16 protein-coding genes are annotated in these 23,803 nt (G+C 73.5%); 12 read left to right on the top strand and 4 right to left on the bottom strand.

The features are described 5' to 3' along the window. The first annotated feature begins 531 nt into the window (after nucleotides 1–531). On the top strand, nucleotides 532–2,649 hold the full coding sequence (locus tag WMF46_RS16235; RefSeq protein ID WP_437986428.1) for a hypothetical protein: 2,118 nt from the start codon (nucleotides 532–534) through the stop codon (nucleotides 2,647–2,649). A gap of 274 nt (nucleotides 2,650–2,923) precedes the next feature. Then, nucleotides 2,924–4,639, top strand: a complete 1,716-nt coding sequence (locus tag WMF46_RS16240; protein WP_437986429.1) for a serine/threonine protein kinase — start codon at nucleotides 2,924–2,926, stop codon at nucleotides 4,637–4,639. A 39-nt stretch (nucleotides 4,640–4,678) separates the two neighbouring features. Here WMF46_RS16240 and mutH read toward each other — a convergent pair whose 3' ends face one another. Beyond that, on the bottom strand, nucleotides 4,679–5,362 hold the full coding sequence (gene mutH, locus WMF46_RS16245) for a DNA mismatch repair endonuclease MutH (protein ID WP_437986430.1): 684 nt from the start codon (nucleotides 5,360–5,362) through the stop codon (nucleotides 4,679–4,681). 217 nt (nucleotides 5,363–5,579) lie between these two features. Continuing rightward, nucleotides 5,580–9,221, bottom strand: coding sequence for a protein kinase domain-containing protein (locus WMF46_RS16250; protein WP_437986431.1), 3,642 nt, complete (start codon nucleotides 9,219–9,221; stop codon nucleotides 5,580–5,582). A gap of 416 nt (nucleotides 9,222–9,637) precedes the next feature. On the opposite strand from WMF46_RS16250, the gene WMF46_RS16255 reads away from it, so the two are divergent. Beyond that, nucleotides 9,638–10,834, top strand: coding sequence for a kynureninase/PvdN C-terminal domain-containing protein (locus WMF46_RS16255; RefSeq protein ID WP_437986432.1), 1,197 nt, complete (start codon nucleotides 9,638–9,640; stop codon nucleotides 10,832–10,834). A 28-nt stretch (nucleotides 10,835–10,862) separates the two neighbouring features. Here the strand turns inward: WMF46_RS16255 and WMF46_RS16260 are convergent, their stop codons facing one another. Beyond that, complete coding sequence (locus tag WMF46_RS16260) at nucleotides 10,863–11,720, bottom strand: metallophosphoesterase (protein WP_437986433.1); 858 nt, start codon at nucleotides 11,718–11,720, stop codon at nucleotides 10,863–10,865. Nucleotides 11,721–11,897: 177 nt separating this feature from the next. On the opposite strand from WMF46_RS16260, the gene WMF46_RS16265 reads away from it, so the two are divergent. The 9 genes from WMF46_RS16265 to WMF46_RS16305 all read left to right on the top strand — a co-directional run bounded on the left by WMF46_RS16265 (nucleotide 11,898) and on the right by WMF46_RS16305 (nucleotide 23,280). Then, on the top strand, nucleotides 11,898–13,646 hold the full coding sequence (locus WMF46_RS16265; protein WP_437986434.1) for a phosphoenolpyruvate carboxykinase (GTP): 1,749 nt from the start codon (nucleotides 11,898–11,900) through the stop codon (nucleotides 13,644–13,646). 200 nt (nucleotides 13,647–13,846) lie between these two features. Next, on the top strand, nucleotides 13,847–14,404 hold the full coding sequence (locus WMF46_RS16270; RefSeq protein ID WP_012235639.1) for a GbsR/MarR family transcriptional regulator: 558 nt from the start codon (nucleotides 13,847–13,849) through the stop codon (nucleotides 14,402–14,404). Nucleotides 14,405–14,494: 90 nt separating this feature from the next. After that, nucleotides 14,495–15,571 carry a polyprenyl synthetase family protein gene (locus WMF46_RS16275; protein WP_437986435.1) on the top strand — a complete coding sequence of 359 codons (1,077 nt, stop codon included), beginning with the start codon at nucleotides 14,495–14,497 and terminating at the stop codon, nucleotides 15,569–15,571. Between the two features lie 80 nt (nucleotides 15,572–15,651). Beyond that, a complete protein-coding gene (locus tag WMF46_RS16280; protein WP_437986436.1) occupies nucleotides 15,652–16,926 on the top strand; it encodes a hydroxymethylglutaryl-CoA reductase, degradative in 1,275 nt (424 codons plus the stop codon). After that, on the top strand, nucleotides 16,923–17,654 hold the full coding sequence (gene ubiE / locus WMF46_RS16285) for a bifunctional demethylmenaquinone methyltransferase/2-methoxy-6-polyprenyl-1,4-benzoquinol methylase UbiE (RefSeq protein WP_437986437.1): 732 nt from the start codon (nucleotides 16,923–16,925) through the stop codon (nucleotides 17,652–17,654). Before WMF46_RS16280 ends, ubiE begins: the two co-directional genes overlap by 4 nt. 33 nt (nucleotides 17,655–17,687) lie before the next feature. Beyond that, entirely contained in the window at nucleotides 17,688–19,532 is a 1,845-nt protein-coding gene (menD, locus tag WMF46_RS16290) for a 2-succinyl-5-enolpyruvyl-6-hydroxy-3-cyclohexene-1-carboxylic-acid synthase (protein ID WP_437986438.1), read from the top strand. 186 nt (nucleotides 19,533–19,718) lie between these two features. After that, on the top strand, nucleotides 19,719–20,654 hold the full coding sequence (locus WMF46_RS16295) for a 1,4-dihydroxy-2-naphthoate polyprenyltransferase (protein WP_437986439.1): 936 nt from the start codon (nucleotides 19,719–19,721) through the stop codon (nucleotides 20,652–20,654). Nucleotides 20,655–20,659: 5 nt separating this feature from the next. Further along, on the top strand, nucleotides 20,660–21,733 hold the full coding sequence (locus WMF46_RS16300; RefSeq protein WP_437986440.1) for a mandelate racemase/muconate lactonizing enzyme family protein: 1,074 nt from the start codon (nucleotides 20,660–20,662) through the stop codon (nucleotides 21,731–21,733). Continuing rightward, nucleotides 21,721–23,280 (top strand): AMP-binding protein, encoded by a 1,560-nt coding sequence (locus WMF46_RS16305; RefSeq protein ID WP_437986441.1) that lies wholly within the window; start codon nucleotides 21,721–21,723, stop codon nucleotides 23,278–23,280. The genes WMF46_RS16300 and WMF46_RS16305 overlap by 13 nt, the downstream gene beginning before the upstream one ends. Before the next feature lie 38 nt (nucleotides 23,281–23,318). On the opposite strand, the gene WMF46_RS16310 is transcribed toward WMF46_RS16305, so the two are convergent. Further along, nucleotides 23,319–23,762: an acyl-CoA thioesterase gene (locus tag WMF46_RS16310; RefSeq protein WP_437986442.1), complete on the bottom strand. Its 444-nt coding sequence runs from the start codon at nucleotides 23,760–23,762 to the stop codon at nucleotides 23,319–23,321. Between the last annotated feature and the right edge of the window lie 41 nt (nucleotides 23,763–23,803).

A 23,803-nucleotide genomic window follows, 5' to 3' on the forward strand; every position in this document is an offset into this window, starting at 1 on the left:
GTCGAGCGAGGGGCAAATCGTGTCGAGCGTCGCGTGAGGCGAAGGCGCGCGTGGCGCACCACGGCACCGCGAACGCTGCCCTGCGGCCGCATGCGATTGCGTACGAGCGCGTGTGATTGCGTGCGGTTGCGTGCGGTCGCGGTACACGAGACGAGCGCGCGAGATGCGCGGGTGAGATGCCTGAGGCGAATCGGGCGAACAGCGCGCGACCACGCGAGGAACGTGCGAGGACGACGTGAACCACAGCGGGGTGAACAGACGCGAACAGACGAAAATGAGGCGCCGCGATGCCAGCGCGAGCGAAATTGTGATCGGAGAAAATTGTGTTCGGAGGAGGAAAGTGCTCGATTTCTTGAAGCTGGACGAGCATCCTGGTGTACGGTAGGAGGCTGACTATTCCGTTGGTTAACGCGGGTCATCGGATATCCGGGAGATCAAGTCGAGCGCATGACCACGACCAACGGACGGCAGTCGGGGCGGGGGCATCCTGCAGATGAGGAGCAAGGTCGGGTGACACGCGAATCGGGAGGCATGGCGAGCAGTGATGATGCTGAGCTCGACGAGTCGCCGAGGCGGCTCGATGCCATCCTCCGCGCCCTCCCAGAGTCGGAGCTCAAGGGCCTCATCACACGCATGGGGATCCGCATCGACGCCGCGAAGCGCATCGACGCGCCTTCTCAGGCGGCGCGGGCGCTGGTCGGCCTCCCCGACGTGCGCGACCCGTCGCGGCTCCCGACCGCCAGCCGCGAGCTGCTCCATCGCATCGCCGAGGCGGGCGGCGTGCTCGTCGTCCCCTCGCTCCCGGCCGGCCTCGAGCCGCTCATCGCCCGTGGCGTCGTCTACGCGCGCAAGACCGACGAGGGCATCGAGCTCGTGCTCCCGGCGGCGTTCCTCGTCCAGCTGAAGAGCTGGGAGAGCGAGGACCCCCGGGCGATCCGGGCGCTGCTGGCGCAGGCGCCCTTCGAGACGATGAGCGCGATCGCGACGCACTACCTCGGCCGCCCGGCCACGCCGCCCATCGCGCTGTCCCTCGAGAACGCGTGGGAGACGCTGAGCGATCCGGAGCGGCTCCGCGAGGAGATCGATCGCCTCGCGCCCGTCGAGCGCCGCCTGCTCGAGTCCATCGAGGCCGTCGGCGGCGAGGTGGACACGCAGGAGCTTCTCGATCTGGAGCGGGAGCCGATGCGCCTGCGCAGCGCGAGCGGGGTGACGGCGAGCCGCCGCGGCGCGGGCTTCGCGCTCGAGCGCCGCGCCTTCCTCATCCCGATCCATCCGAACCGGCACGTCGTGCCGACCGAGGTGGCCGCCATCGTCGGCGCCGATCGCCGCCGGATGCGCGAGAAGCGGCGCGAGCAGATCCGATCGTTCGTCCTGGAGGAGGATCACGCCCCGCGGCGCGCTCGCTTCGCCTCGGATCCCGGGATGCTCGCGCTGGCGCTCGCGTACTGCGTGCGAGAGCCCGGCAGCGACGTGCGCCCCGGCGTCGGGACGCCGCGGTCGCTGCTCGTCCGGCTCGCGCAGCGCTTCGGGCGGGACGTCGAGGGCGTCGCGCTCGTCGCGGCGCTGGCGCGCGCCGTCGGGCTATGGGACGCATCGGCCGCGTCGCCGGCGACGCCGCCCGGCTCGCTCCAGGTGCAGGAGCTGACGCCGCTCCTGTTCACGACGTGGCGCCGCGGCGGCGCGTGGGATGAAGCGCGCGCCGAGCGGGAGGTGCTCCGGGTCGCGTCGGACAACCGCGACGCGAGCCCCATCGGCGCGCTCCGCGAGATGGTGCTCGATGCGCTGCACGACCTCGGCGAGGGCCGCTGGGTCCCCTGGCAGTCGCTGCAGGGCTACCTGGCGGCGGATGAGCGCATCGCCGGGGTCGAGCGGCTGGTCCGTCGCTGGGCCGAGCGCGCCTCGGTCGAGGCGCCGGAGGTCCCCGACATCACGCGGCGGATCGCGCTGGAGTCGCTGCCGGCGCTCGGGATCATCGATCTCGGCGGCGCCGAGGACGTGGCCAGCGCGGAGCTGGCGCTCCGGCTGACGCCGCGCGGGCGGGCGCTCCTCGCGGGCTCCGCGCCGAGCTCGGACAACAGCAAGAGCAAGTTCGTCGAGGCGCACGCGCTGCGCGTCGGCCTGAGCGCCAAGGTCGCTGCCGTGCTCGGGCTCTCGTCGTTCGCCGAGATCGGCCGCGTCGGCGATCAGGTCGACCTCCTGCTCACGCCGCCGTCGATCGCGCGCGCGCTGTCGGTGGGCCTCGACAGCGACGCCCTGCGCGCTCGCATCGAGGCGGTCGCGCCGCTGCCGGACACCATCTCGCGCATGCTCATCCAGGCGAGCGTCGTCATCGGCAAGGCGAGCTTCGTCGGCGCCTCCGGCTTCCTCTGGATCGAGGATCCCGAGATCCGCGAGCTGCTCCGCACGCGGAGGCCGGCGGCCGAGATGTTCGTCGATCCGTCGCCCCCCTCGGGCTTGCTGATCGAGGCGGGGGTCGATCTGGAGCGGCTCATCCGTCGCTGCCGCGCGCTCGGCGTCGAGATCGAGGCCGATCTCGGCAACCTCAAGGCGACGCGGCAAACCCCGGCGCACGGCACCGAGGGACCGCACCGGACCTCCTCGACGGCGAACATGCGCCGATCCCGGACTCCGCCGGCGCGCACCCGTTGAGCTCGCTGTCAACCGGCATCGAGAGGCCATGAGCGCGGGCCGACCGCCGAGCCGAACCTGAAGGAACGGTCTGGCGGTCATCGGCGCTCACAATCGGACCGCAGGGGCGCGTCGTCCGCGGTGCGTGAGGCGCGCAGGCTGGCGCTGGGCTGCGCTTGATTCCGCCTGCTCCGCGCCAGCGTCCCACCTGGGAGGCGGTTTTTCGCAGCTCTTTGCATTCCTGCGGCGTGAGGGGAATCGCTTCGGAGAAGCGCGACGTGTATACCTTAGCTTGATGGCGCCCTCCTCTGGTGAGCCGGACTCGACCGAAGGAGAAGTCTCGGTCGGCCCGGAGACGGCTGCGTTTCCGCTCGGCCCTGGGGAACCGAAGGCTGACAACGTCTACACGATCGCGCCTGGCACCGTCATTGCGCGCAAGTACCGCGTCGAGCGCACGATCGGCCGTGGAGGCATGGGCCTCGTGGTCGAGGCGCTGCACCTCGATCTCGATACGCGCGTCGCCATCAAGTTCCTGCTCCCGGAGTTCATGTCGTACACCGAGGCGTCGGAGCGGTTCATGCGCGAGGCGCGTACGGTCGCCAAGCTGCAGACGCACCACGTCGTGCGCGTGCTCGACGTGGCCGCGCTCGACAGCGGCGAGCCGTACATGGTGATGGAGCTGCTCGACGGCGTGGACCTCGCGGGCCACGCCGCCGAGGCGGGCACGCTCGCGATCGGCGAGTGCATCGATCACATCGTCCAGGCGTGCGAGGCGCTCGCGGAGGCGCACGCGCTCGGGATCGTCCACCGCGATCTGAAGCCGGCGAACCTGTTCCTGACGAAGCGCCCGGACGGCGCGCCGCACATCAAGGTGCTCGACTTCGGCGTCTCGAAGATCCTCACCGGCGACACGGGCAACGTCTCGCTCACGCAGACGACCACGATCCTCGGATCCGCGCTCTACATGTCCCCCGAGCAGATGCGCTCCTCGAAGAGCGTCGATCCTCGCACCGACATCTACGCGCTCGGCGTGTGCCTCTTCGAGATCATCGGCGGCAGGCCGCCGTACGTCGCCGATAGCTTCCCCGAGCTGTGCGCGAAGATCTACACGTCGCCGCCCGAGGCGCTCCAGGACCTCCGCCCCGAGGTGCCGGAGGGCCTCGTCGAGGTGATCGAGAAGTCGATCGCGCGCGAGCCGGAGGATCGCTTCCAGTCGATCTCGGAGTTCGTTCAGGCGCTCGCGCCGTACGCCGCTCCGAGCACGCGCACGACCATCGGCGCGATCCTTCGCCAGCACGCCGTGGAGCTCGACTTGCCTCCGCCGGCCTCGCGGGCGGCCATGACGCGGACGTCGCGCGCGTCGCGCACGAGCAGCGGCGGGCCGTCGGTGAGCGACAGGGGCGCGCGCACGGGCAGCTCTACGCCTCCGGTCGAGGAAGAGGCCCCGCGCCGTGGGCGCACGCTGCTCTACGTGGGGGTCGGGGCCGTCGCCGTCCTCGTGGGCGCGTGGGGCGCGCTCCAGTTCCAGCGCAGCCGGTTCGCCGTGGGAGGGAGCGAGGCGACCGCTCCGGCGGACGCGCCTTCGTCAGGCGACACCGCGGCTCCCGGCGCGCCGACGGCGACGGCGCCTCAGGCGCCAGATACGGCCGCCGCGATCCCGACGGTCGCTGTCCCTGCTGCCACCGCAGCGGCCGCTGACGCGGGCGCGGCGAGCGCGAGCGAGGTGGACGCAGGCGCATCGGATGCGGGCGTCAGCTCCACCGAGACAGCGGCGGACGCGGGGAGCGGGCCGTCCGCAACGGGGACGACGTCGCCGAGCGCCAGCGCTGGCAAGCCGCCGCGCGCCGGCGCGGGCGGGCGAGGGCGCACGCGCCCAACGGAAGCTGGAGGGGCTGCCGTGGATGCGCCGGCGCCGCGCACCGTCACGCCCACCGTGAACGACGATCTCTCGCTGGAGACATGCACCGCCACGATGCCGGACGGCTCCAAGAAGGTCGTCCCCTGCAGGTGACGCGCGCCAGGGCCGCCCGTGTGCGGCGGGGCTCTCCGGTCACGCCGGGATCGCGGCCGGATCGCTGAGGATCGCGCCGGTGAAGCTGGGGCGCAGGTAGAAGCCGCGTGGCAGCGCGGCGATCATCTCCCCGTCGCGTCCGAACGCGAGCGTCCGCGAGCGCCCGCTCGCGGCCTTCGGCCGCACCTGGAGCCAGCGCCCCGCGTGCGCGGTGAGCGCCTCGACGGCGCCGATGCCGATGAGCCCCATCAGGTCCTCGAAATCGGCGCGCAGGACGCGCTCCTGCGCGTCCGTCGGCCGCCAGAGCCGCGGGGCGCCCAGCCGTCGCTCCTCGCTCGGCCGGCCCGGAGCGGCGATGATCGGGACCCAGAGCACACAGGCGAGCTTCGCGCGAGCGCGCGACGTCTCCCACTCCGCACGATCGGCGTCCGACAGCGAGATCGAGCAGACGAACGTCGACTCCTGCGGCGCCCCGGTGACCTCGACGGGGATCGTCTTGAGCTCGATCCCGAGGTGGGGAAAATCGGGCCTCGACGTCGAGCCGGCCGTCGCGCCGAGCGCGCGCTCGACGAGCGCGCCGGCGGCGCCCTTCGTGCGCACGCCGCCTCGGGGCACGGCGCAACCGAGCGCGCGTGCGAGATCGGCGAGCGTCAGGCCGGCGAGCGCGGCCGCCCGGCACCTGAGCTCGGCTTCGTCGCGAGGCGGTTTCAGCGCAGAGACCAACGACGCCGCCCTTAGAGCATCGCGGGGCGCGACTCCAGCGCTCAGCCGCGATCGAGAAAGGTTGGCCGCCGGGGTGCGCCGGGACGTCGATGGGGATCGAGCAGCGCTGACCCGGGGGCCATGGCGGCCTGATACGCGGCCCCCCGAACGCGCCGCCGAGAAACAACCTACTGCTTAAATCCTTCTTTGAGCCGACAGGATTCAGAGGAAAAACGCATCAGGAATTTCCTGTATGGACTTTCCGAGGTCCACCGATGCTGGGCCTGGCAGCCCGCTCGTCGTCGAGCGGCCATCTCAGGTCAGCGAGCTGGCCGGTGATCCGCAGCAGCATTTCCCGCAGGGAGGAGGCGTTCGCGCGATCGTTCGGGTTGTGTCGTAAACAGGCATACATGAACGCCGCGATGTCTGCGGTCCTCGGATCGTCGGCGATGCGCTTGATCGGCGCAGGGAGCCCGTCGTGCGTGACGTGCGCCGTGATGAGCGCGACCTCGGTGGGCGCGTCGAACAGCGTCTTGCCGGTGAGGATCTCGTAGGCGAGGCAGCCGAAGCTGTAGACGTCGGCCGTGAGCGGGGTCGGCGTGACCCCGGCGGGGACGACGCCCCAGATCTCCGGGGCGCCGTAGCAGCCGGTGGCGCAGCCAGGGCGGATGTGGCGGCCGGCGAGGCCGAAATCGACGAGCACGGGCTCGCGTCCCCCGCGCAGGATCACGTTCGTCGGCTTGATGTCGAGGTGTCCGACGCCGACGGCGTGCATGGCTTCCAGCCCGGCGAGGATGCCGTCGAGCAGCGCCACCGCGCTCCGCGAGGTGAGGCCTCGAGCGTCGAGCAGCTTGTCGCAGCGGATGCCCTCGATGAGCTCCATCACGAGGATCGGCTTGGGGCGGGCGCCCGCGTCGAACGTGACGAAGCCGGCGAGGTTCGGGTGATCGGGCAGCGAGAGCAGCGCGCCCGCCTCCTCCCGGAACAGGCGGAGGAAGTCGGCTTCCGAGACGCTCCTGGCCGCCGTGTGATCGTACTCCGGCACCTTGAGGGCGAAGCGCTCCGCCGACGGGTCGTGTCGTTCCTCGGTGCGGGTGACGACGAACACCGTCCCCAGCGAGCCGCCGCCGAGCTGGCGGTGCACGTAGAAGCCGCCGAGCGTGCGCCGGCTCGGCAGCCACGCGGGCAGCGGCTGCTCGGGCAGGGCGACCCCGCTCGGCGCGCTCTGCCGCCGGACCGGGAGCAGGAGGACGCGCGGCACGACGAGGGCGACCACATCGGCGAGCGCGCTCGGGATGCTCGCGCGCGCGGCCGAGACGAGCGCCTCGATCGGCGCCGCGACGCTCGGCTCCGCGTCGCCTTCCTCCTGCAGCGCGACCTCGATGGCGAGGCGCAGCGGCTCGGTCGCGCCGGAGGGCGCGGAGGCCGGGTGCTCGCCGCAGCGCCGGCGCGCGCCCGCGGTCAGCTGGGCGAGGCGCGTCAGGGCCTCGTCCAGGGCGGCGAGCGGCGAGGCGTCCGCGTCGCCGTCGCCCGCGCCGGTCAGCGCGCTGAGCGCGCGGGCCGCGTTCATCGCTCCGAGCGCGCGCGCGAGGCGGGCGAGCGCGCCCCGCACGATCTCCGTGCGCTGCGACGCGCCCGCAGGGAGCGCCGTCACGAGCGCCTCGATGGCGGCGATGCGCTCGAGCGCCACGCGCGCGCGCTCGGCCTCGGCGAGCTCCGCGTCGAGGCCGCCTTGCCGGGTCGACCGGCGCGACGCCGCGGCGTCGCTCTCCGGCGCGCGCGCGCCTCCCTCGCGCCCACCGCGCGCGCCTCCCTCGCGCCCGCCGCGCGCGAACCGCGCGTAGGCGCGCAGCAGCTGGGCGACGTCCGGGTGCATGCTCGCCTGGCCGAGCACGTCGAGGTCGTCGGGGTCGCCGCCGCGCATCGCCGCGTGCAAGAAGATGTCGGCCGCGTCGGCGGCGCCTTCGCGCACGAGCGCGTCGAGGCCGCGGGCGACCGAGGCGGCGATGGCGCGGCGGAGCGACGAGCCGCGTTCGGCGCGCAGCCGGTCGAGCAGCACGCCGATGGCGCCCGTCCAGCGGGCGAGCACCCGCGCCTTGAGCTCTGGCTCGCTGCCGAAGTCGGTGCTCTCGCCGTCGATCAGGTGGATGAGCGCGCGCAGGTTGCGCTGGTGCACGGTGACGTGCAGGGGCGGCGAGGCGCTCGCCCGCGCGGCGGGCCCCTCGGCGCGGAGCAGCCAGCGGGCGAGCCGCTCGTCGAGATCGTCCAGGGACGCGACCCCGGTCGCGTCCTCGCTCGGCCGCCGGTTCAGGAGCAGGAGGCTCTTCAGCAGGCCGGAGCCGAGCAGCTCGGCGTCCAGCTCACGCACGAGCCCCACCGCGGCCCTGCGCGCCGCGGTGCTCTGCGCGTCGTCGTGCTCGGAGAGCTCGATTTCCTCGAGCGCGCCCACCACCTCGGTCGCGAGGGCGTAGGCCTCGAGCGCGCGGCCGTGCGCGTCGCGCGGGCCGGTCTCGACGAACGCCGCGACGGCGCTGTCGAGCGCGCCGCGCAGCAGCGCCACCCCGGCGCTGTCCATCGAGAGGTCGCGGTGGATGACGCGCGCCAGCGCCGCGAGCCCGTCGTCGCGGACGTGCGCGCTGGGCGGGGCCTCGAGCGCGTCCTCGAGCGCGCGGGCGCAGCGCGCCGCGGCGCGGGCGCCGAGCGGCTCGCCGCGGCTCATCACGCCGCGCAGCTCGCGCCGGAGCTCGACGATCGCCTCGGCGGTCGCCATCGGGGACGTGCGCGCGATCTCGTCGAGCAGCGCGTCGGCGGCCTCGGGCTCCGCGTCGGCCGCGACGGGGAGCCCCCAGGCCATCGCCGTGGCGATGCCCGGGTCCGCGGCGAGCAGCGGGCTCCGGAGCAGCTCGATCGCGCGTCCGAGCGCGCCGTCCGGATCCACGGCGATGCTCGCGGCCAGCGACGCCGCGCCGCGCCGCCACTCGGTGGGGGAGAGATCCTGGGCGAGCAGCGCGCGCACCTCCTCGGCGAAGTCGGGCAGCACCCCGGCGAGCAGCCCTCGCGCCGCGGCGACGTGGCGCCACACGAGCGGCTCGCGATCGGCGAGGAGCGTCTGCCAGGCGAGCGCGATCCCGTCGGCGCTGCGGTCGAGGTCGCGCCGCCGCCCGTCGCCGACGTTGCGGAACAGCCGGAGCGGGAGGTCGTCGCCCTGCATGGCCCGGCGGGTCGCCTCGCGGGCGGCGCGCTCGATCAGGCGCGCGGCGAGCCGTCGCTCCGGGAGCGAGCCGGTCGACGGCGCGGCGATCCAGTCGCGCGACAGCTCGCGCCGCGAGGCGAGCAGGAGCGCGAGCGGTTCGACCGGGATGTCGGTGCCGGCGGGGAGCCAGAGCGAGAGCATCACGCGGGCGCGGATTCCTGCGCCGGACAGGCCGCGGGCCGAGCCGGCCGCCATGCGCGTCGCGAGGGCGACGAACGTCGCTGCGTTGCCGGCATAGAGCTGTCCCAGGACGCGCCTGCCCAGCTCGCGCCGCTCCGGCCCGAGCGGGAGCGCCCCGGCGATCTCGTAGAGCGCCACGCTCGCGGCGGCCGGCGCGAGCCAGCTCAGATCGTCGAGCAGCCCGTCGGCCATGGCGGTCTGGACGCTCCGGAGCAGGCCATCCGGGCTGAGGGAGTCGAGCGGGGTCGATCCATCGAGCGCATCGACCAGCGCCAGCGAGGCGATCGTCTGCCGGAAGAGCGCGCGCCGGACGTTCGGGTCGTCGTGGGACGTGAGGTCGACGAGCCCTTCGAGGTATTCCGCGCGCGGTCGCATCGGCAGGTTGCGCAGTCTAGCGCGGCGACGCGCCGGCCCCCCTCTCGCGCCGCAGCAATCCTCGCCCGTCATGGAACCTCCCACCTCGACCCGGAGCGCGTGCTGCTCCACATGGCTCCGAGAGAGCTACCTCCCCCTACGATGATCGGACCGGCCGGAGGCGCGCCCCCGCCGCGCGCTCCGCCGCCTCGCCCCGGCGAGCACGACATGGCGGGGCGAGGAGCCAGCCCTGTTGAGGCTCGATTTCGTCCAGAAGCGGGTCCTCTCGCGTCCGGCCGCCTGGGCTGTCGGCGCGCGTGGGGCAAGTGGCAGAGCGCTCCAGGCCGCGCCACGCGCGTTGAGGACGCAATCCACGCATCCTGCGCAACGCACCGCACCCCACGGACTGACTGGGTGGAAGTGGGCATCGAAGTGGGTTAAGCGGCAGCGCGTGCGGGGCCTCGTCGCCCTGCGTGTTCGCCGCGCGACGCCGCGACCGAAGAGCTGGAATGCAAGGAGACGTGGAACAGGGCTATTTCGACCTCGACGCGTTTCGCGCGGCGTACTCGCGCTTCCTCGCGCCGGCGGGGGACGCGGCACCGCGCATCCTGCTCACGGGGCACTCCCACCAGGCCTGGCCGGATGTGGCGCGCGACGCGCTCGCCGCATGCTTCGACGACGCTGCGCGGCTCGTCGACGGCAAGTGGGACGCCGCGGTGTTGCCGAGGCTCTCGGCGGTCGGCGCGGCGATCCTGGAGCGGATGGGCTTCGAGCGCGGCGACGCCATCGCCTTCGGCCAGAACACCCACGAGCTCGTCTACCGGCTGATCACGTCGCTCCCTCGGCGCGAGCGGCTCCGGATCGTCACCACGCAGGGCGAGTTCCACTCGCTCAGGCGCCAGCTCGCCCGCCTCGCCGAGGAGGGCGTCGAGATCGACTGGGTGAGCGTCGAGCCGCGACACGCGCTCGCCGACCGGCTGCTCGCCGCGCTCCGGCCGGGCACCTCGATGCTCGCGATCTCGGCCGTGCTCTTCGAGAGCGCGACGGTGGTGCCGCGGCTCGACGAGATCGTCGCGCGCGCGGCCGAGATCGGCGCCGTCCCGCTCGTGGACGTCTACCACGCGTTCAACGTCGTCCCGCTCGCGTGGGGCAGCGCGGCGCCTCACGTCTTCGCGGTCGCGGGGGGCTACAAGTACGCGGCGATGGGCGAGGGGATCTGCTGGATGCGCGTCCCGCACGGCTGCGGGCTGCGCCCGGTCTTCACCGGCTGGTTCGCCGACTTCGGCTCGCTCGCGGGCAGCAGCGGCGGCGTCGCGTACGCGCCCGGGGGCGCGCGATTCGCGGGCTCCACGTTCGACCCCTCCGCGCTCTACCGCGCCGCCGCGGTGATCGAGCACTGGGATCGCTTCGGCCTCACCGTCCCGCGGCTGCGCGCGATATCGCTCCGGCAGACCGGGCGCATCCTCGACCTCCTCGACGCCGCGGGCCGCGGCGGCGACGTCGTCTCGCCCCGCGAGCCCGAGCGCCGGGGCGGCTTCATCGCCGTTCGCTCGGCGCGAGCGGGCGACGTCGTGGAGCGCCTCCGCGCCCGGCACGTGCTCGTCGACGCCCGGCGCGACGTGCTCCGCATCGGCCCCGCGCCTTACCTCACCGACGCCGAGATCGACCAGGGCGTCGCGGCCCTCGTCGAGGAGCTCGGTCGCTAGCGCCCCGGCGGCGTTCTCGTCGGGACGATCAGGGTTCGCTGTGGACGCGCGGCGCGTCGGGGTACAGCGACCGGAGCCCGCGCCAGGCGACGTCGGCCGCGCTCTCCGCGGGCTCGGCGAGATCCCACTCCAGGTAGAGCTTGTCGCCGTCGTAGCAACCGAAGCTCGTCGACAGGCAGAGCAGCGGCTCGCGCTCGGTGGCATACCCCTCGCGCGCGACGTCGTGCCCGTAGATCGCCACGCGAGCGTCCGGGTCGATCGCGCGGAGGAAGGCATGGGCGCGGTCGCTCGATGTGCTCCGCGCCCAGAGCAGCGCGCCGAGCGTCCCGTGCAGGCTCATCTCCGAGAGCGGCACGTCGAGGAACCCGTCGAGCGGGAGCCGATCGAGATCTTGCCGGCTCTGAATGCGGGCGTGCGGCGCCGCGTGGAGCATGACCAGCCGGGCCGCGCGCGCGGCCGCCACGAACGGCCACCCGCGGAACCAGCTTCGCATCGCCAGCGTGTCCTCCGGGCCGAGGAGATCTTCGAGCCGCAGCGCCTCGTCCGGGAAGAATTTCGCCACCACCGGACCTCCCACGTGCGCGTGCTCGTGGTTTCCGAGCAGGTAGTGAACCCGGCCGGGGTGGCGTTCCGCGAGACTCCTCGCCTTTTTCAACAAGGTCACGGAATCGCCCCGGTAGAACGAGCCCAGGTAGTCGGGCCATTCACCCTCGTCGAGCTCGGGCCCGTGGACGAGGTCGCCCGTGATCACGAGGACCGCGCCGTCACGGCCGGTCGCCGCCTGCTCGAAGATCTCGGCGATTCGCTCGAAATCCGCGACATTGCCCTGCAAGTCGGTGGCGACGATCAGTCTGCCCCGATCAGGGAGGTCGACGACACGCTGCACGTCTCCAGCATAGCCGAACGTCCCTGCGTTCGCCTCGCGTGAACTGAGCTCATCCGACGCGTGAACGCCGGCCGGCTGCCACGCGACGCCCTCCGCCAGATCGTCCAGATTTGACGAAATATTACAATAGTACTGTCGCTTGGCGGAGGTTCTCGCTCGGGCTAGGCTCGCAGCCGTATGCAAAACCGGAAACTTTCAGCGTGGGTGGACGAGGTCGCCCATCAGACGCGGCCCGATCGGGTCGTCTTCTGTGACGGCTCCGAGGCGGAGAACCGAACGCTGATCCAGGGGATGCTGAGCGACGGTACGCTCCTCGCGCTCGACGGGGAGAGATACCCCAACTGCTATCTTCACCGGAGCGACCCGACCGACGTCGCCCGGACTGAGCACCTCACGTTCATCTGCACTCGCGATAAGGAAGACGCGGGCCCGACGAACAACTGGATGTCGCCGGAGGAGGCCTCGCAGCGGGTCGGACGGCTGTTTGACGGGGCGATGAAGGGGCGGACGATGTTCGTCGTCCCGTACCTGATGGGCCCAGTGGGATCGCCCTCGGCGAAGGTCGGAATCGAGATCACCGACAGCCCTTATGTCGTGGCGAGCATGCGGATCATGACCCGTATGGGCCGGGTCGCGCTCGATGCGCTGGGCAGCTCGGATGACTTCTGCAGGGGGCTGCACTCGCTCGGGGACCTGAGCCCCGAGCGCCGCTTCGTCTGCCATTTCCCGGCGGAGCGGCTCATCTGGAGCGTCGGCTCCGGGTATGGGGGCAACGCGCTGCTCGGGAAGAAGTGTTTCGCGCTGCGCATCGCGAGCACGATGGCGCGCGACGAAGGGTGGTTCGCGGAGCACATGCTCATCCTCGGCCTGGAGGACCCGGGAGGGCGGGTGACGTACGTCTGCGCGGCGTTCCCGAGCGCCTGCGGGAAGACGAACCTCGCCATGCTGGTGCCGCCGGCGTCCCAGAAGGGGTGGAAGGTGTGGACCGTCGGCGACGACATCGCCTGGCTGCGCATCGGCCGGGATGGCCGGCTCTGGGCGATCAATCCCGAGGCCGGCTTCTTCGGCGTGGCGCCGGGGACGAGCTCAAGGACGAACCCGAACGCCCTGGCGACGCTGGCCAGGAACTCGATCTTCACGAACGTGGCGCTCACGCCGGAGGGGACGCCGTGGTGGGAAGGCTTCGACGGTCCGGTGCCGCCGGTGCTGACCGACTGGAGGGGACGCCGGTGGACGCCCGACAGCGGGGAGCCCGCGGCGCATCCGAACAGCCGGTTCACTGCGCCGGCCCGCCAGTGCCCGTCCATCTCGACGGAGTTCGACGCCGCAGCGGGCGTGCCCATCTCGGCCATCGTCTTCGGCGGACGGCGCGCGCGGCTCGCGCCGCTCGTCTGCGAGGCGCGCGGCTGGGCCCACGGCGTCTATCTGGGCGCGACGATGGCCTCGGAGACGACCGCGGCCGCCACCGGGAAGGTCGGGGTCGTCCGCCGCGACCCGATGGCGATGCGCCCCTTCTGCGGATACAACATGGGCGATTACTTCCGGCACTGGATCGAGCTCGGCGAGAACCGCGCGGCGTTCCCGAAGATCTTCCACGTGAACTGGTTCCGGCAGGGCGAGGCGGGCGCGCTCCTCTGGCCAGGCTTCGGCGAGAACCTCCGCGTCCTGCGCTGGATCGTCGCGCGCGTGCGCGGGGAGGCGAAGGGACACGACACAGCCGTCGGGATCATGCCCACGGACGGCGAGCTCGACACGAGCGACCTCGGCGTGAACGACGAGGCCATGCGCGAGCTCTTCGCCATCGATCGCGACGCGTGGCTGGAGGAGGCGCGCGATCGCGAGGCGTTCCTGGAGTCGTTCGGCTCGCGGATGCCCGAGGCGCTGCTCCGGCAAAACCGGGAGCTCATGGCCCGGATCCGGGCGTGAGCTAGCACCGTCGAGAGCGATTCACGCGCGGTTCACGCGCGGTTCACGCGCGATCCACGGCCGATTCACGCGCGATCCACGTCCGATTCACGCCACGTATCACCCCGCTCGTCCGCGCTGCGTGGCGAGAACGGTCGGGAATGTCTTGACGCCGGCGCAAGTAGGCCCACACAGTTCTTTCAGAAAATTTTGAAACTTTCATGAGCCACGCAAGCGACATCCATCGCCAGGCGGAGCTGCTCGCGGCGGATGCGATCGGCGACGTCATTGAGCACTGGGGCTTCCGCCGGGTGCTCGGGCGGATCTGGACCGTCCTGTTCATTGAAGGCGGAGCCCTCTCCGCCGCCGAGATCGGCGAGCGGCTGCAGGTTTCTTCCGGCGCAATGAGTATGTCGCTGACAGAATTGCAAAGGTGGGGTGTAGTACGAAGAGTATGGAAACCGGGCGAGCGGAAGGAGTTCTTCGAGGCCGAGACGGACTTCTGGAAGATGATTTCCAAAGTGTTCGCCGAGCGCGAGCGGCTGATCGCCGACTCCGTGAGGGAGCGCCTCGAGCGGGCTTCGGCGCTGCTCGAGGGCCTGCCTCCCACCGACGCCGCCCGGTTCAGCCTCGATCGAGTGGAGCGGCTCCTCTCGTTCGTGATCGTCGCGCAGGCGGCGCTCGACGGGTTCATCAAGAGCAGGACCGTGGATTTCTCGCGGTTCGGGGATCTGGTCCGGTTCCCCATCCGCGCCGTGCGTTCCCGGCGAGGCGCCTAGCGGGACCGTGATTTCGGAGGGTTCGACCGTCACGGGGGCCCCGCGCGGTGCGGGGCGCAGCGTGCGCTCGTGCTTCCAGGTGGAGATGGGATGACTGCGACTACAACGTTTACTGGGACGGTCCAGCGGAGCGATGTCGTCTCGAGCCTCGGAGGCATGTGCGCTGGGCGAGGGCTCGACGCGCTCGCTGCGCGCCTCGCGGAGCTGAGGCGCCTGCTCGACGGGGACCTCGGCGACATCGAGCGCGAGATCGCGAAGGTCGGGCTGGACGGCGAGACGCCGGCGCACCAGAGCGCTCGGCACTTGCTCGGCCTGAACGGCAAGCGGCTGCGGCCCATCTGCGTCGCGCTGGCCTCCCACATCGGGGGCGGCTTCAACGACGCCGCGCGGACGTTCGCGGTCGCTGTCGAGCTCGTCCACAACGCGACGCTGCTGCACGACGACGTCGTCGACCTCGGCGACCGCCGGCGCGGCGCGGACGCGGCGCGGGTCATCTACGGCAACGCCGCCTCGATCTTCGGCGGCGACTACCTCCTGCTCGACGCGCTCTCCAAGATCCAGGCGGTCGGCATGACCGACGTGCTCGAGCGGGTGCTCCTCGTGATCAAGGAGATGGTCGTGGCCGAGGCGCTCCAGCTCGCGTCGCGGGGCCGCGTGCGCACGAGCACGAGCGAGTACTTCCAGATCGTCGACGGCAAGACGGCGTCGCTGTTCCGCTGGGCGATGTTCGCAGGGGCGCGCGCGGGCGGCGTGAGCGAGCCGCTCTGCAAGGCGCTCGAGAGCTTCGGGACGAGCCTCGGGGTCGCGTTCCAGCTCGTCGACGATGTCCTCGACTTCGCCGGCGACCCGGAGGCGACCGGCAAGGCGCTGCTCACGGATCTGCGCGAGGGCAAGATGACGTACCCGCTGCTCCTCGCCATGGAGCGCGACCGTGAGCTCACGCCCGCCCTCGAGGCGCACTGCGCGTCGGAGGACGCGGCCGTCGAGCCGGAGCTCGGCCGGCGCATCGCGCAGATCATGGTCGAGAAGCGCGTCGTCGACGACTGCCTGGAGCTCGCGTCCCGGCTCTGCGGGGACGCGGTGCGGAGCATCGAGCCGCTCCCGGAGAGCCCGGCGAAGGCGGCGCTGGAGGGGGTCGCGATGTCGACGCCCCGGCGGAAGCGGTGAGCGGCGATGACGAACCCCTTGATGCAGTGCGCGGGGCGCGCGCCCCGCTCGCGAGCGCGCGCGGCGCGCGGAGACACCCGATGAGCCAACACGTGTCCAGCCGGATCAGCGGCTTCTACAAGCGGTGCCTCGAGGAGCGGCTCCGCGCGATCCAGGCGCTCGGTCTGCTCGACGAGGAGGCGCTCGCGCACCTCGCCAGCGGGGGAGGGCTGCCGACGGCGGTGGCCGATCGGATGTGCGAGAACGTCATCGCGACGCACGCGCTCCCGCTCGGCCTGGCGCTGAACTTCCGCGTGAACCAGCGCGACGTGCTGGTGCCGATGGCGGTGGAGGAGCCGAGCGTCATCGCCGCCGCGTCGAACGCGGCGCGCATGGTCCGGCGGTCGGGCGGCTTCTCCGGCGAGGCGGACCCGCCGATCATGACCGCCCAGGTCCAGCTCGACGACGTGCCGGACGCGGAGGCGGCCGCGGGCCGGCTGGAGGCGGCCCGCGCGAGCCTGCTCGCGGCCGGGGACGCGGCCATCCCCAGGATGGTGGCGCGCGGCGGCGGCTGCCGCGATCTCGAGGTGCGCGTCCTCTCGGCGGAGCTCGGCGTGCTCGTTGTGCACCTCTACGTCGAGGTCGGCGACGCCATGGGCGCGAACCTGGTCGACACCGTGGCAGAGGCGGTGGCGCCGCTCGTGCAGCGCATCGCCGGCGGGACGCTGGGCCTGCGGATCCTCTCCAACCTGACCGTCCGCCGCCTCGTCCGGGTGACGGCCACCGTGACGGACGACGCGCTCGGGGGCGCGGACGTGGCGAGCGGCATCGCGCGGGCGAGCCGCTTCGCGGAGCTCGATCCGTACCGGGCGACGACCCACAACAAGGGCTTCATGAACGGGCTCGACGCGGCCGCTGTCGCGCTCGGGCAGGACTTCCGCGCCATCGAGGCGGGCGCGCACGCGTACGCGGCGATCGGCGGCCGGTACCGGCCGCTCAGCACGTGGGAGCGCATCCCCGGCGGGCTCGTGGGGCGGGCGGAGCTGCCGCTCGCGGTCGGCACGGTGGGCGGCGCGACCGAGGTGCACGCGGGCGTGCGCGCGGCGCTGCAGCTCGTGGGCGCGAAGAGCGCGCGCGAGCTCGCGGTGGTGCTGGCGTCCGTCGGGCTGGCGTCCAACCTGGCGGCGCTGCGCGCGCTCGCGAGCGAGGGCATCCAGCGAGGCCACATGCGGCTCCACGAGCGGAAGCGCGCGATCGGCGGCACGTCGACGGGGGGCGGGGAGTCCGCCGCGCCGCCGTCCGGCGAAGGCAAGCGGTTCGCCGCAGAGCGAGCCGAGGCGCCGCGCGCGGTGCACGAGGCGGGGGGCGGGACATGAGCGACGCGAGCCAGGATCAGGCGCCGCGCGGCGAGCGCCGCTTCGGCACGGGCGAGATGTTCGACGGCATCGCCGAGCGGTACGATCTCCTGAACCGGGTCATCTCGATGGGGCTCGATCAGGGCTGGCGGCGGCGCGCGGTGCGCTCGCTCGAGCTCTCGCCCGGCGCGACGGTGCTCGACCTCGCGACCGGCACCGCCGATCTCGCGATCGCGATCGCGCGGGCGCACGAGGTGAAGGTCATCGGGGTCGATCCGTCGCAGGGGATGCTCGGCGTCGGCCGCCGGAAGGTGGAGGCCGCGGGGCTCGCCGGGCGGATCGATCTCGAGGTCGGCGACGCGCAGCAGCTCCAGCTCGGCGACGCGAGCGTCGACGCCATCTCGATGGCGTTCGGGATCCGCAACGTCCCGGATCGCGCGCGGGCGCTCCGCGAGATGGCGCGCGTCACGCGGCCCGGGGGGCGCATCGCGATCCTCGAGCTCAGCGAGCCGCGCAGCGGGCTCATGGGCAAGCTCGCGCGCTTCCACATCCACACGGTCGTCCCGTACGTGGGCGGCGCGATCTCCGGCAAGGACGAGTACCGGTACCTGCAGGACTCGATCGCGAGGTTCCCGCCTCCGGACGAGTTCGCGGAGCTGATGCGCGGCGCGGGGCTGCGCGTGCTCCGCGTGGAGCCGCTCACGATGGGCGTCGTGTGCCTCTTCGTCGCGACGCCCGAGGGGGCCTGAGGTGCGCGCGAGAGAGGGCCTCTGGGGGCGGTGATGGGCGGGTCGAACCTCCACTCTGCCTGGGCGCAGCTGTTCGTCCGCGCGCTCGCGCAGGCCGGGGTGCGCGACCTGGTCCTCTGCCCCGGCTCGCGCTCCACGCCGCTCGCGATCGCGGCGATGGAGAGCGAGGAGGTGCGCTGCCACAGCGTCGTCGACGAGCGCACCGCCGCGTTCTTCGCGCTCGGGCAGGCGCGCGTGACCGGACGGCCCAGCGTCTTCGTCTGCACCTCGGGCACCGCCGGCGCGCACGCGCTCCCGGCGATCATCGAGGCGCACCAGAGCTTCACCCCGTTCATCGCGATCACGGCCGATCGCCCGTGGGAGCTCGCCGACGCCGCGGCCGCGCAGACCATCGATCAGACCAAGCTCTTCGGCGACCACGTCCGTCACTTCGCCGAGCTCGGGCTGCCGGATCCGTCGCCCCTCGCGTTGCGCGCGGTGACGCGCATCGCGGCCCAGGCGGTCACGCGCGCGCTGTCGCCGACGCCGGGCCCGGTCCACATCAACGCGCGCTTCCGCAAGCCGCTCGAGCCTGTCGACGCGGCCGGGCCCGAGCCATGGCAGGCAGAGTGGGAGGCGCTGATGCGCCGCGCCGGCACGCGGGTCGTGTCGGCCTGCGCCGGGGTCGATGGGCGCGCGATCGAGGAGCTCGCCGCGCGCTGCGCGCGCGCGGAGCGGGGGCTCATCGTGTGCGGCCCCGCCGAGAGCCGAGAGGACGACGCGCGCGCGCGCCGCGCGGTGCTCGCGCTCTCGCGCGCGACAGGCTTCCCGGTGCTCGCCGAGGGCACGAGCCAGATCTGCTTTGGCGGCCTCACCGAGGGCGTCGTGATGCCGGCGTCGTTCGATTCGTTCCTCCGCGCGCCCGAGTTCCGCGCGGCGAACGCGCCCGACCTCATCCTCGAGCTCGGCGCCCCGCCGACATCGGCCGGCTACGCGACCTACATCGCCGAGCACACGAGCGCCCGCCGCGTCGTCGTCTCCGCGCACGGCTGGAACGACCCGACGAGCGCCGCGTCTGCCCTCGTCATGGGTGAGCCCGTGGAGGTGTGCGAGGCGCTCGCGGCGCGCCTCGCCGGGGCGGCGCTGAGCCTGGGGCGCGGGCGGCGGGACTGGGCCGCGACGTTCGCGCGCGCCGGCGAGATCGCGGCGGCGCACGCCGCGCGCGCTTGCGCCGGGGACGAGCTGACGGAGGGCGCCATCGCCCGGATGGTGGCCAGCGCGTGCCCTGCGGGTTCGCTGCTCGCGATCGGCAACAGCATGCCGGTGCGCGACCTCGACACGTACTGCCCGCCGTCGGCGCGCGCGCTCCGCGTGCTGCACCAGCGCGGGGCGAGCGGGATCGACGGCCTCGTGTCGGCGGCGGCCGGCGCGCGCGTGGCGGCCGCCGCGCCGGTCACGTTGCTGCTCGGCGATCTCAGCCTGCTGCACGATCTGACCGGGCTGCTCCTCGCCGCGAAGGCAGCGGGCGACGGCCGAGCGCCGCTCGTCATCGTGGTGGTCCAGAACGACGGCGGCCGCATCTTCGAGCACCTCCCCATCGCCAGGCGCGGCGCCGAGTTGCTCGAGCGGTGCTTCACGATGCCGCAGCACCTCGATTTCGCGCCCGCGGCGGCGATGTTCGGGCTCGCCTACGAGCGCGCCGGCACCGCCGGGGATCTCGCCCGCGCGCTCGCCGCGGGGTACCAGCGGGCGGGCGCGACGCTGATCGAGGCGGTGGTGCCGCCCCACGACGGCGCCGCCCGCGTGGCGCGGCTCTGGTCCGACGTTCGTCGCGACGTCGCGGCCCTGGGCAGCGCGCCGGCCGCGGACGGCGCGGCGGCCGATCTGCAGACTCCATGAGCGGCGCGCGCGCCGAGAACCCCGAGCTTGCCGAGAGGGATCCACGATCATGAGCCAGGTCAACGCGAACACGAGTCCCGCACCCGACGACGTCGCGCGCGACGCGTCCGGCGAGGGCGCCGCGCAGCGCGGGAGCGCTCGCGCCGCCGCGAGGGCGCGCGGGCCCCGCGAGCTGGAGAGGGGATCGTGAGCGCCGCGGCGGCCCCTCAGACGGCGGGCGCAGCGGCCCCGGGTGGCGTGCGCCCCGGCTCGCTCCGGGCGTGGCTCCTCGCGTGCCGGCCGGCGACGCTCACCGCGGCGCTCGCGCCGGTGATGGTCGGGACGGCCGTCGCCTACGCGCTCGGCGGGATGCGGCTCGGCCCGGCGCTCTCGGCGCTCGCGGGCGCGATGCTCATCCAGATCGCGACGAACTTCGCGAACGACGTCTTCGATCACGAGAAGGGCGCCGACACGCACGAGCGGCTCGGCCCCACGCGCGCCGTGCAGGCGGGGCTGCTCACGCCGCGCCAGGTGCGCGCTGGGCTGCTCGTCACGATCGCGCTCACGCTGCCGTTCGGGGTGTACCTGGCGTTCGTGGGCGGGTGGCCCATCGTGGTGATCGGCGTCGTCTCGATCCTCGCTGGCGTCGCGTACACGGGTGGGCCGTACCCGCTCGGCTATCACGGCCTCGGCGACCTGTTCGTGTTCGTGTTCTTCGGCCTCGTCGCCGTCTGCGGTACGGCGTTCGTCCAGCTCGGCTCGGTCCCGCCGCTCGCGTGGGCGGCGGCCGTGCCGATCGGCGCCATCGCCACCGCCGTGCTCGTCGTCAACAACATCCGCGATCGCGAGACGGACGTCGTCGCCGGCAAGCGCACGCTCGCCGTCCGGCTCGGGCGCCGCGCGGGCGTCATCGAATACGCGATGCTCTTCGCCGCCGCCTACGCGGTGCCGGTCGCGCTCGCCGCCGGCGAGGGCCGGCGGTGGACGCTCCTCGTGTTCGCGACGTTCCCTCGCGCGGTGCGCCTGCTCCGGGTGCTGGCGACGACCGACGGCCGGCCGCTCAACGACTGCCTCGCCGGGACGGCGAAGCTGCTGCTCGCCTACGCGCTGCTCTTCTCGCTCGGCCTCGTGGCCCAGCTGTAGGGATCATGCGCGTCGTCGATGCCCGCCTCGCGTCCCGGGTCCTCGAGGGCGCGCGCCGGGGCCTCGTGCTGTCGCTCACCGACGACGAGGGGCGCGTCGGCCTGGGTGAGGCCACGCCGCTCCCCGGCTTCTCACCCGATACGGCCGACGAGGACGAGCGCGCGCTCGCCGAGCTGCCGGCGGCGCTCGGCGCGATCGAGCTGCCGGCCGAGGGCGCGACACCGACGGCCTCGGCGTCCGCGATCCTGCGCGCGCTCGCGCCGCTGTCATCGCGGCTGCGCGATCTCCCGGCGGCGCGCTTCGCCCTGGAGACGGCGCTGCTCGATCTGCTGGGCCAGCGCCTCGGCCTCTCGTTATCCGCGTGCCTCGGCGGACACGGGCGCTACGCCGACGTCCAGGTGAACGGGCTGCTCACGACCTCGGTGGCGCTGCCGGAGATGCTCGAGCGCGCGCGCGCGCTCGCCGCGCGCGGCGTCCGCGCGATCAAGGTGAAGCTCCGCTCGCGCGGGGAGGACGGCTTCGCGCGCGACCTCGAGGCGCTGCGCGCGCTCCGGCGGGAGCACCCGGGCGTCGAGCTCCGGCTCGACGCGAACGCGGCGTGGTCGCTCGACGAGGCGCCCCGCCGGCTGGCGCTCCTCGCGCCGGTCGGCCCGCGCTTCGTCGAGCAGCCGGTCGCGCCCGAGCTCCTCCATCACCTCGGCGCGCGCGAGGTCCCGTGGGCGGCCGACGAGTCGCTCGCGGTCGAGGGCATGCCGGAGCGCCTGCTCGAAGCGGAAGGCTGCGCTGCGTTCATCCTGAAGCCCGCGATGCTCGGCCTGCTGCGCGCGCACGCGCTCGGCAGCAGGGCGCAGGCGCGCGGCATCGACGCCGTGGTGACGCACCTCTTCGACGGGCCCATCGCGCTCGCCGCCTCGTGCGAGCTCGCGCTCGCCTTGCCGCGCGCGCCGCTCGCGTGCGGCCTCGACGCGCACGCCGGCCTGGAGGCGTGGCCCGCGATCCGGATCCCGCAGCTCCGCGAGGGCGGCCTCGTCGCGGCCAGCGATCAGCCCGGCCTCGGCATCCGGCCATGGACGGGCTGAGCCTCGTCGATGCCGCGCGCGATCCCGCGATCGCCGCCCGGACGGCGATCGTCCTCGGCGGCGCCGAGGACGACGCGCCGCGCGCGATCGACGTCCCCGCCCTCGGCGTCGGCCCCGGCGGCGCCCTCCGCTTCGGCGAGCTGGCCCCCGCGGTCGCGGCCGTATCTGCCCGGCTCGCCCGCGCGGGGATAGGGCAGGGAGCCCGCGTGGCGCTCGTCGCCCCGAACGCGCTCGGGACCGTGGTCGTCCTCCACTCGCTGCTCGCGCTCGGCGCCGTGCTCGTCCCGATCCATCCCCGGCTCACGGCCGGCGAGGCGGGCCTCCTGATCGACGACGCGCGCCCCGACCTCGTGCTGCGCGAGCCTGCGCTCGCCGCCCTGATCGACGACGCCGCGCCGGAGATCGGCGCGCTCCGCGAGCGCGGGGCGCGCGCCGCCGAGGCCGCGCGCGTCCCGCCGCCGGACCCTTCCGGCGATCTGGCGATCGTCTACACCTCGGGCACCACCGGCCGTCCCAAGGGCGCGGTGCTCTCGCGCAGCGCGTTCCTCGCCGCCGCCGAGGGGAGCGCGGCCAACCTCGGCATGCGCGACGACGATCGCTGGCTGCTCTGCCTTCCGCTCTGCCACGTCGGTGGCCTCTCGATCGTGACCCGCTGCTTGCTCGCGCGCCGCGCTGTCATCCTCGCGCCTCGCTTCGAGCCCGCCTCGGTGCTCGCCTCGATCGTCCGCGACCGCGCGACGCTGCTCTCCGTGGTGCCGACGATGCTGCTCGCGCTGCTGGAGGCCGATCGCGACAACGTCCTCGCCCGGCTCCGCGCGGTGCTCGTCGGCGGCGCGGGCGCTCCGGAGCGGGCGCTCGACGAGTGCGCGCGCCGCGGGGTCCCCGCGCTCACCACGTACGGCCTCACCGAGGCGTGCTCGCAGGTCACCGTGCAGCGCCCGCGCGATCCGCGCACGACAGAGCCGGGCTCCGGCTCCCCGATCGCCGGCGTCGAGCTCCGCATCGAGGGCGCCGGCAGCGACGGCGTGGGCCGCATCGAGATCCGCGGCCCGGTGCTGTTCCGCGGCTACTACCGCGGCCCCGACCGCGCACCGGAGCTCTCGGTCGACGGCGCCGGGTGGTTCGTCACCGGCGATCTCGGCGCGCTCGACGCCGCCGGGCGGCTGCACGTCGCGGCGCGCCGCAGCGATCTCATCGTGACCGGCGGCGAGAACGTCTACCCCGCCGAGGTGGAGCAGGTCCTCGCGTCCTGCGAGGGCGTCGCCGGCGCGGTGGTGTTCGGCGTGCCTGACGATCGCTGGGGCCAGGTCGTCGCCGCGGCGATCGTCCCCGAGCAGGCCTCGCCTTGCGAGGCGGGCGGCGCCGCACCCTCGCCCGCATTGCTCGGCGACCTCGCGGCCGTCGTCGCGGCGCGGCTCGCCCCGCACAAGCGCCCGCGGCGCCTCTGCGCCGTCGCGGCGCTGCCGCTCACCGCGGCCGGCAAGCTCGATCGCGCGGGCGCGGCGGCGCAGCTCGCGGCCGCGCTCGCCCCGTTCCCACCACGCTAGCGCCCGGCGCGCCGTCCGGCGGCCGTCGCTCGGCGTGGCTAGGCGAGCGCGCTGCGCAGATCGTCCGGGAGCGGGCACGGCGTGAAGCGCGCGCCGTCGATGCACACGTGCACGGTCTGCCCGATGGCGGCGACCCGGCCCGCCGTCGTCATCGTCACGCGGTAGCCCACCGTGAACGACGTGTCGCCGAGCTTCGGCGCGAGCACCTCGACATCGATGGCGTCACCGAACCGGAGCGGCAGGAGGTAATCCGCCTCGGCGTGGACGAGCGGCAGCTTGATCGTGCCGCCCGCGATCATCGCAGGAAGGTCGATGCCTCGCTCCTTCAGCGCGATCATGTACGCGTCGCTGAAATACTCGAGGACCCGCGGATAGAAGACGATCCCGGCCGCGTCGACGTCCTGGAAGCGCACGGCGCGGCGCTCCACGGCGAGGCGCGGCGCGGTCTGCTTGAGCTCATCGACGCTGAACGCGCGCTTCATCGCGCCGCAGGGTAGCGCAGAGGCGCCGAGCACGTCGCGAG

Source organism: Sorangium sp. So ce117, assembly GCF_051524395.1.
Lineage (GTDB): Bacteria > Myxococcota_A > Polyangia > Polyangiales > Polyangiaceae > Sorangium > Sorangium cellulosum_B.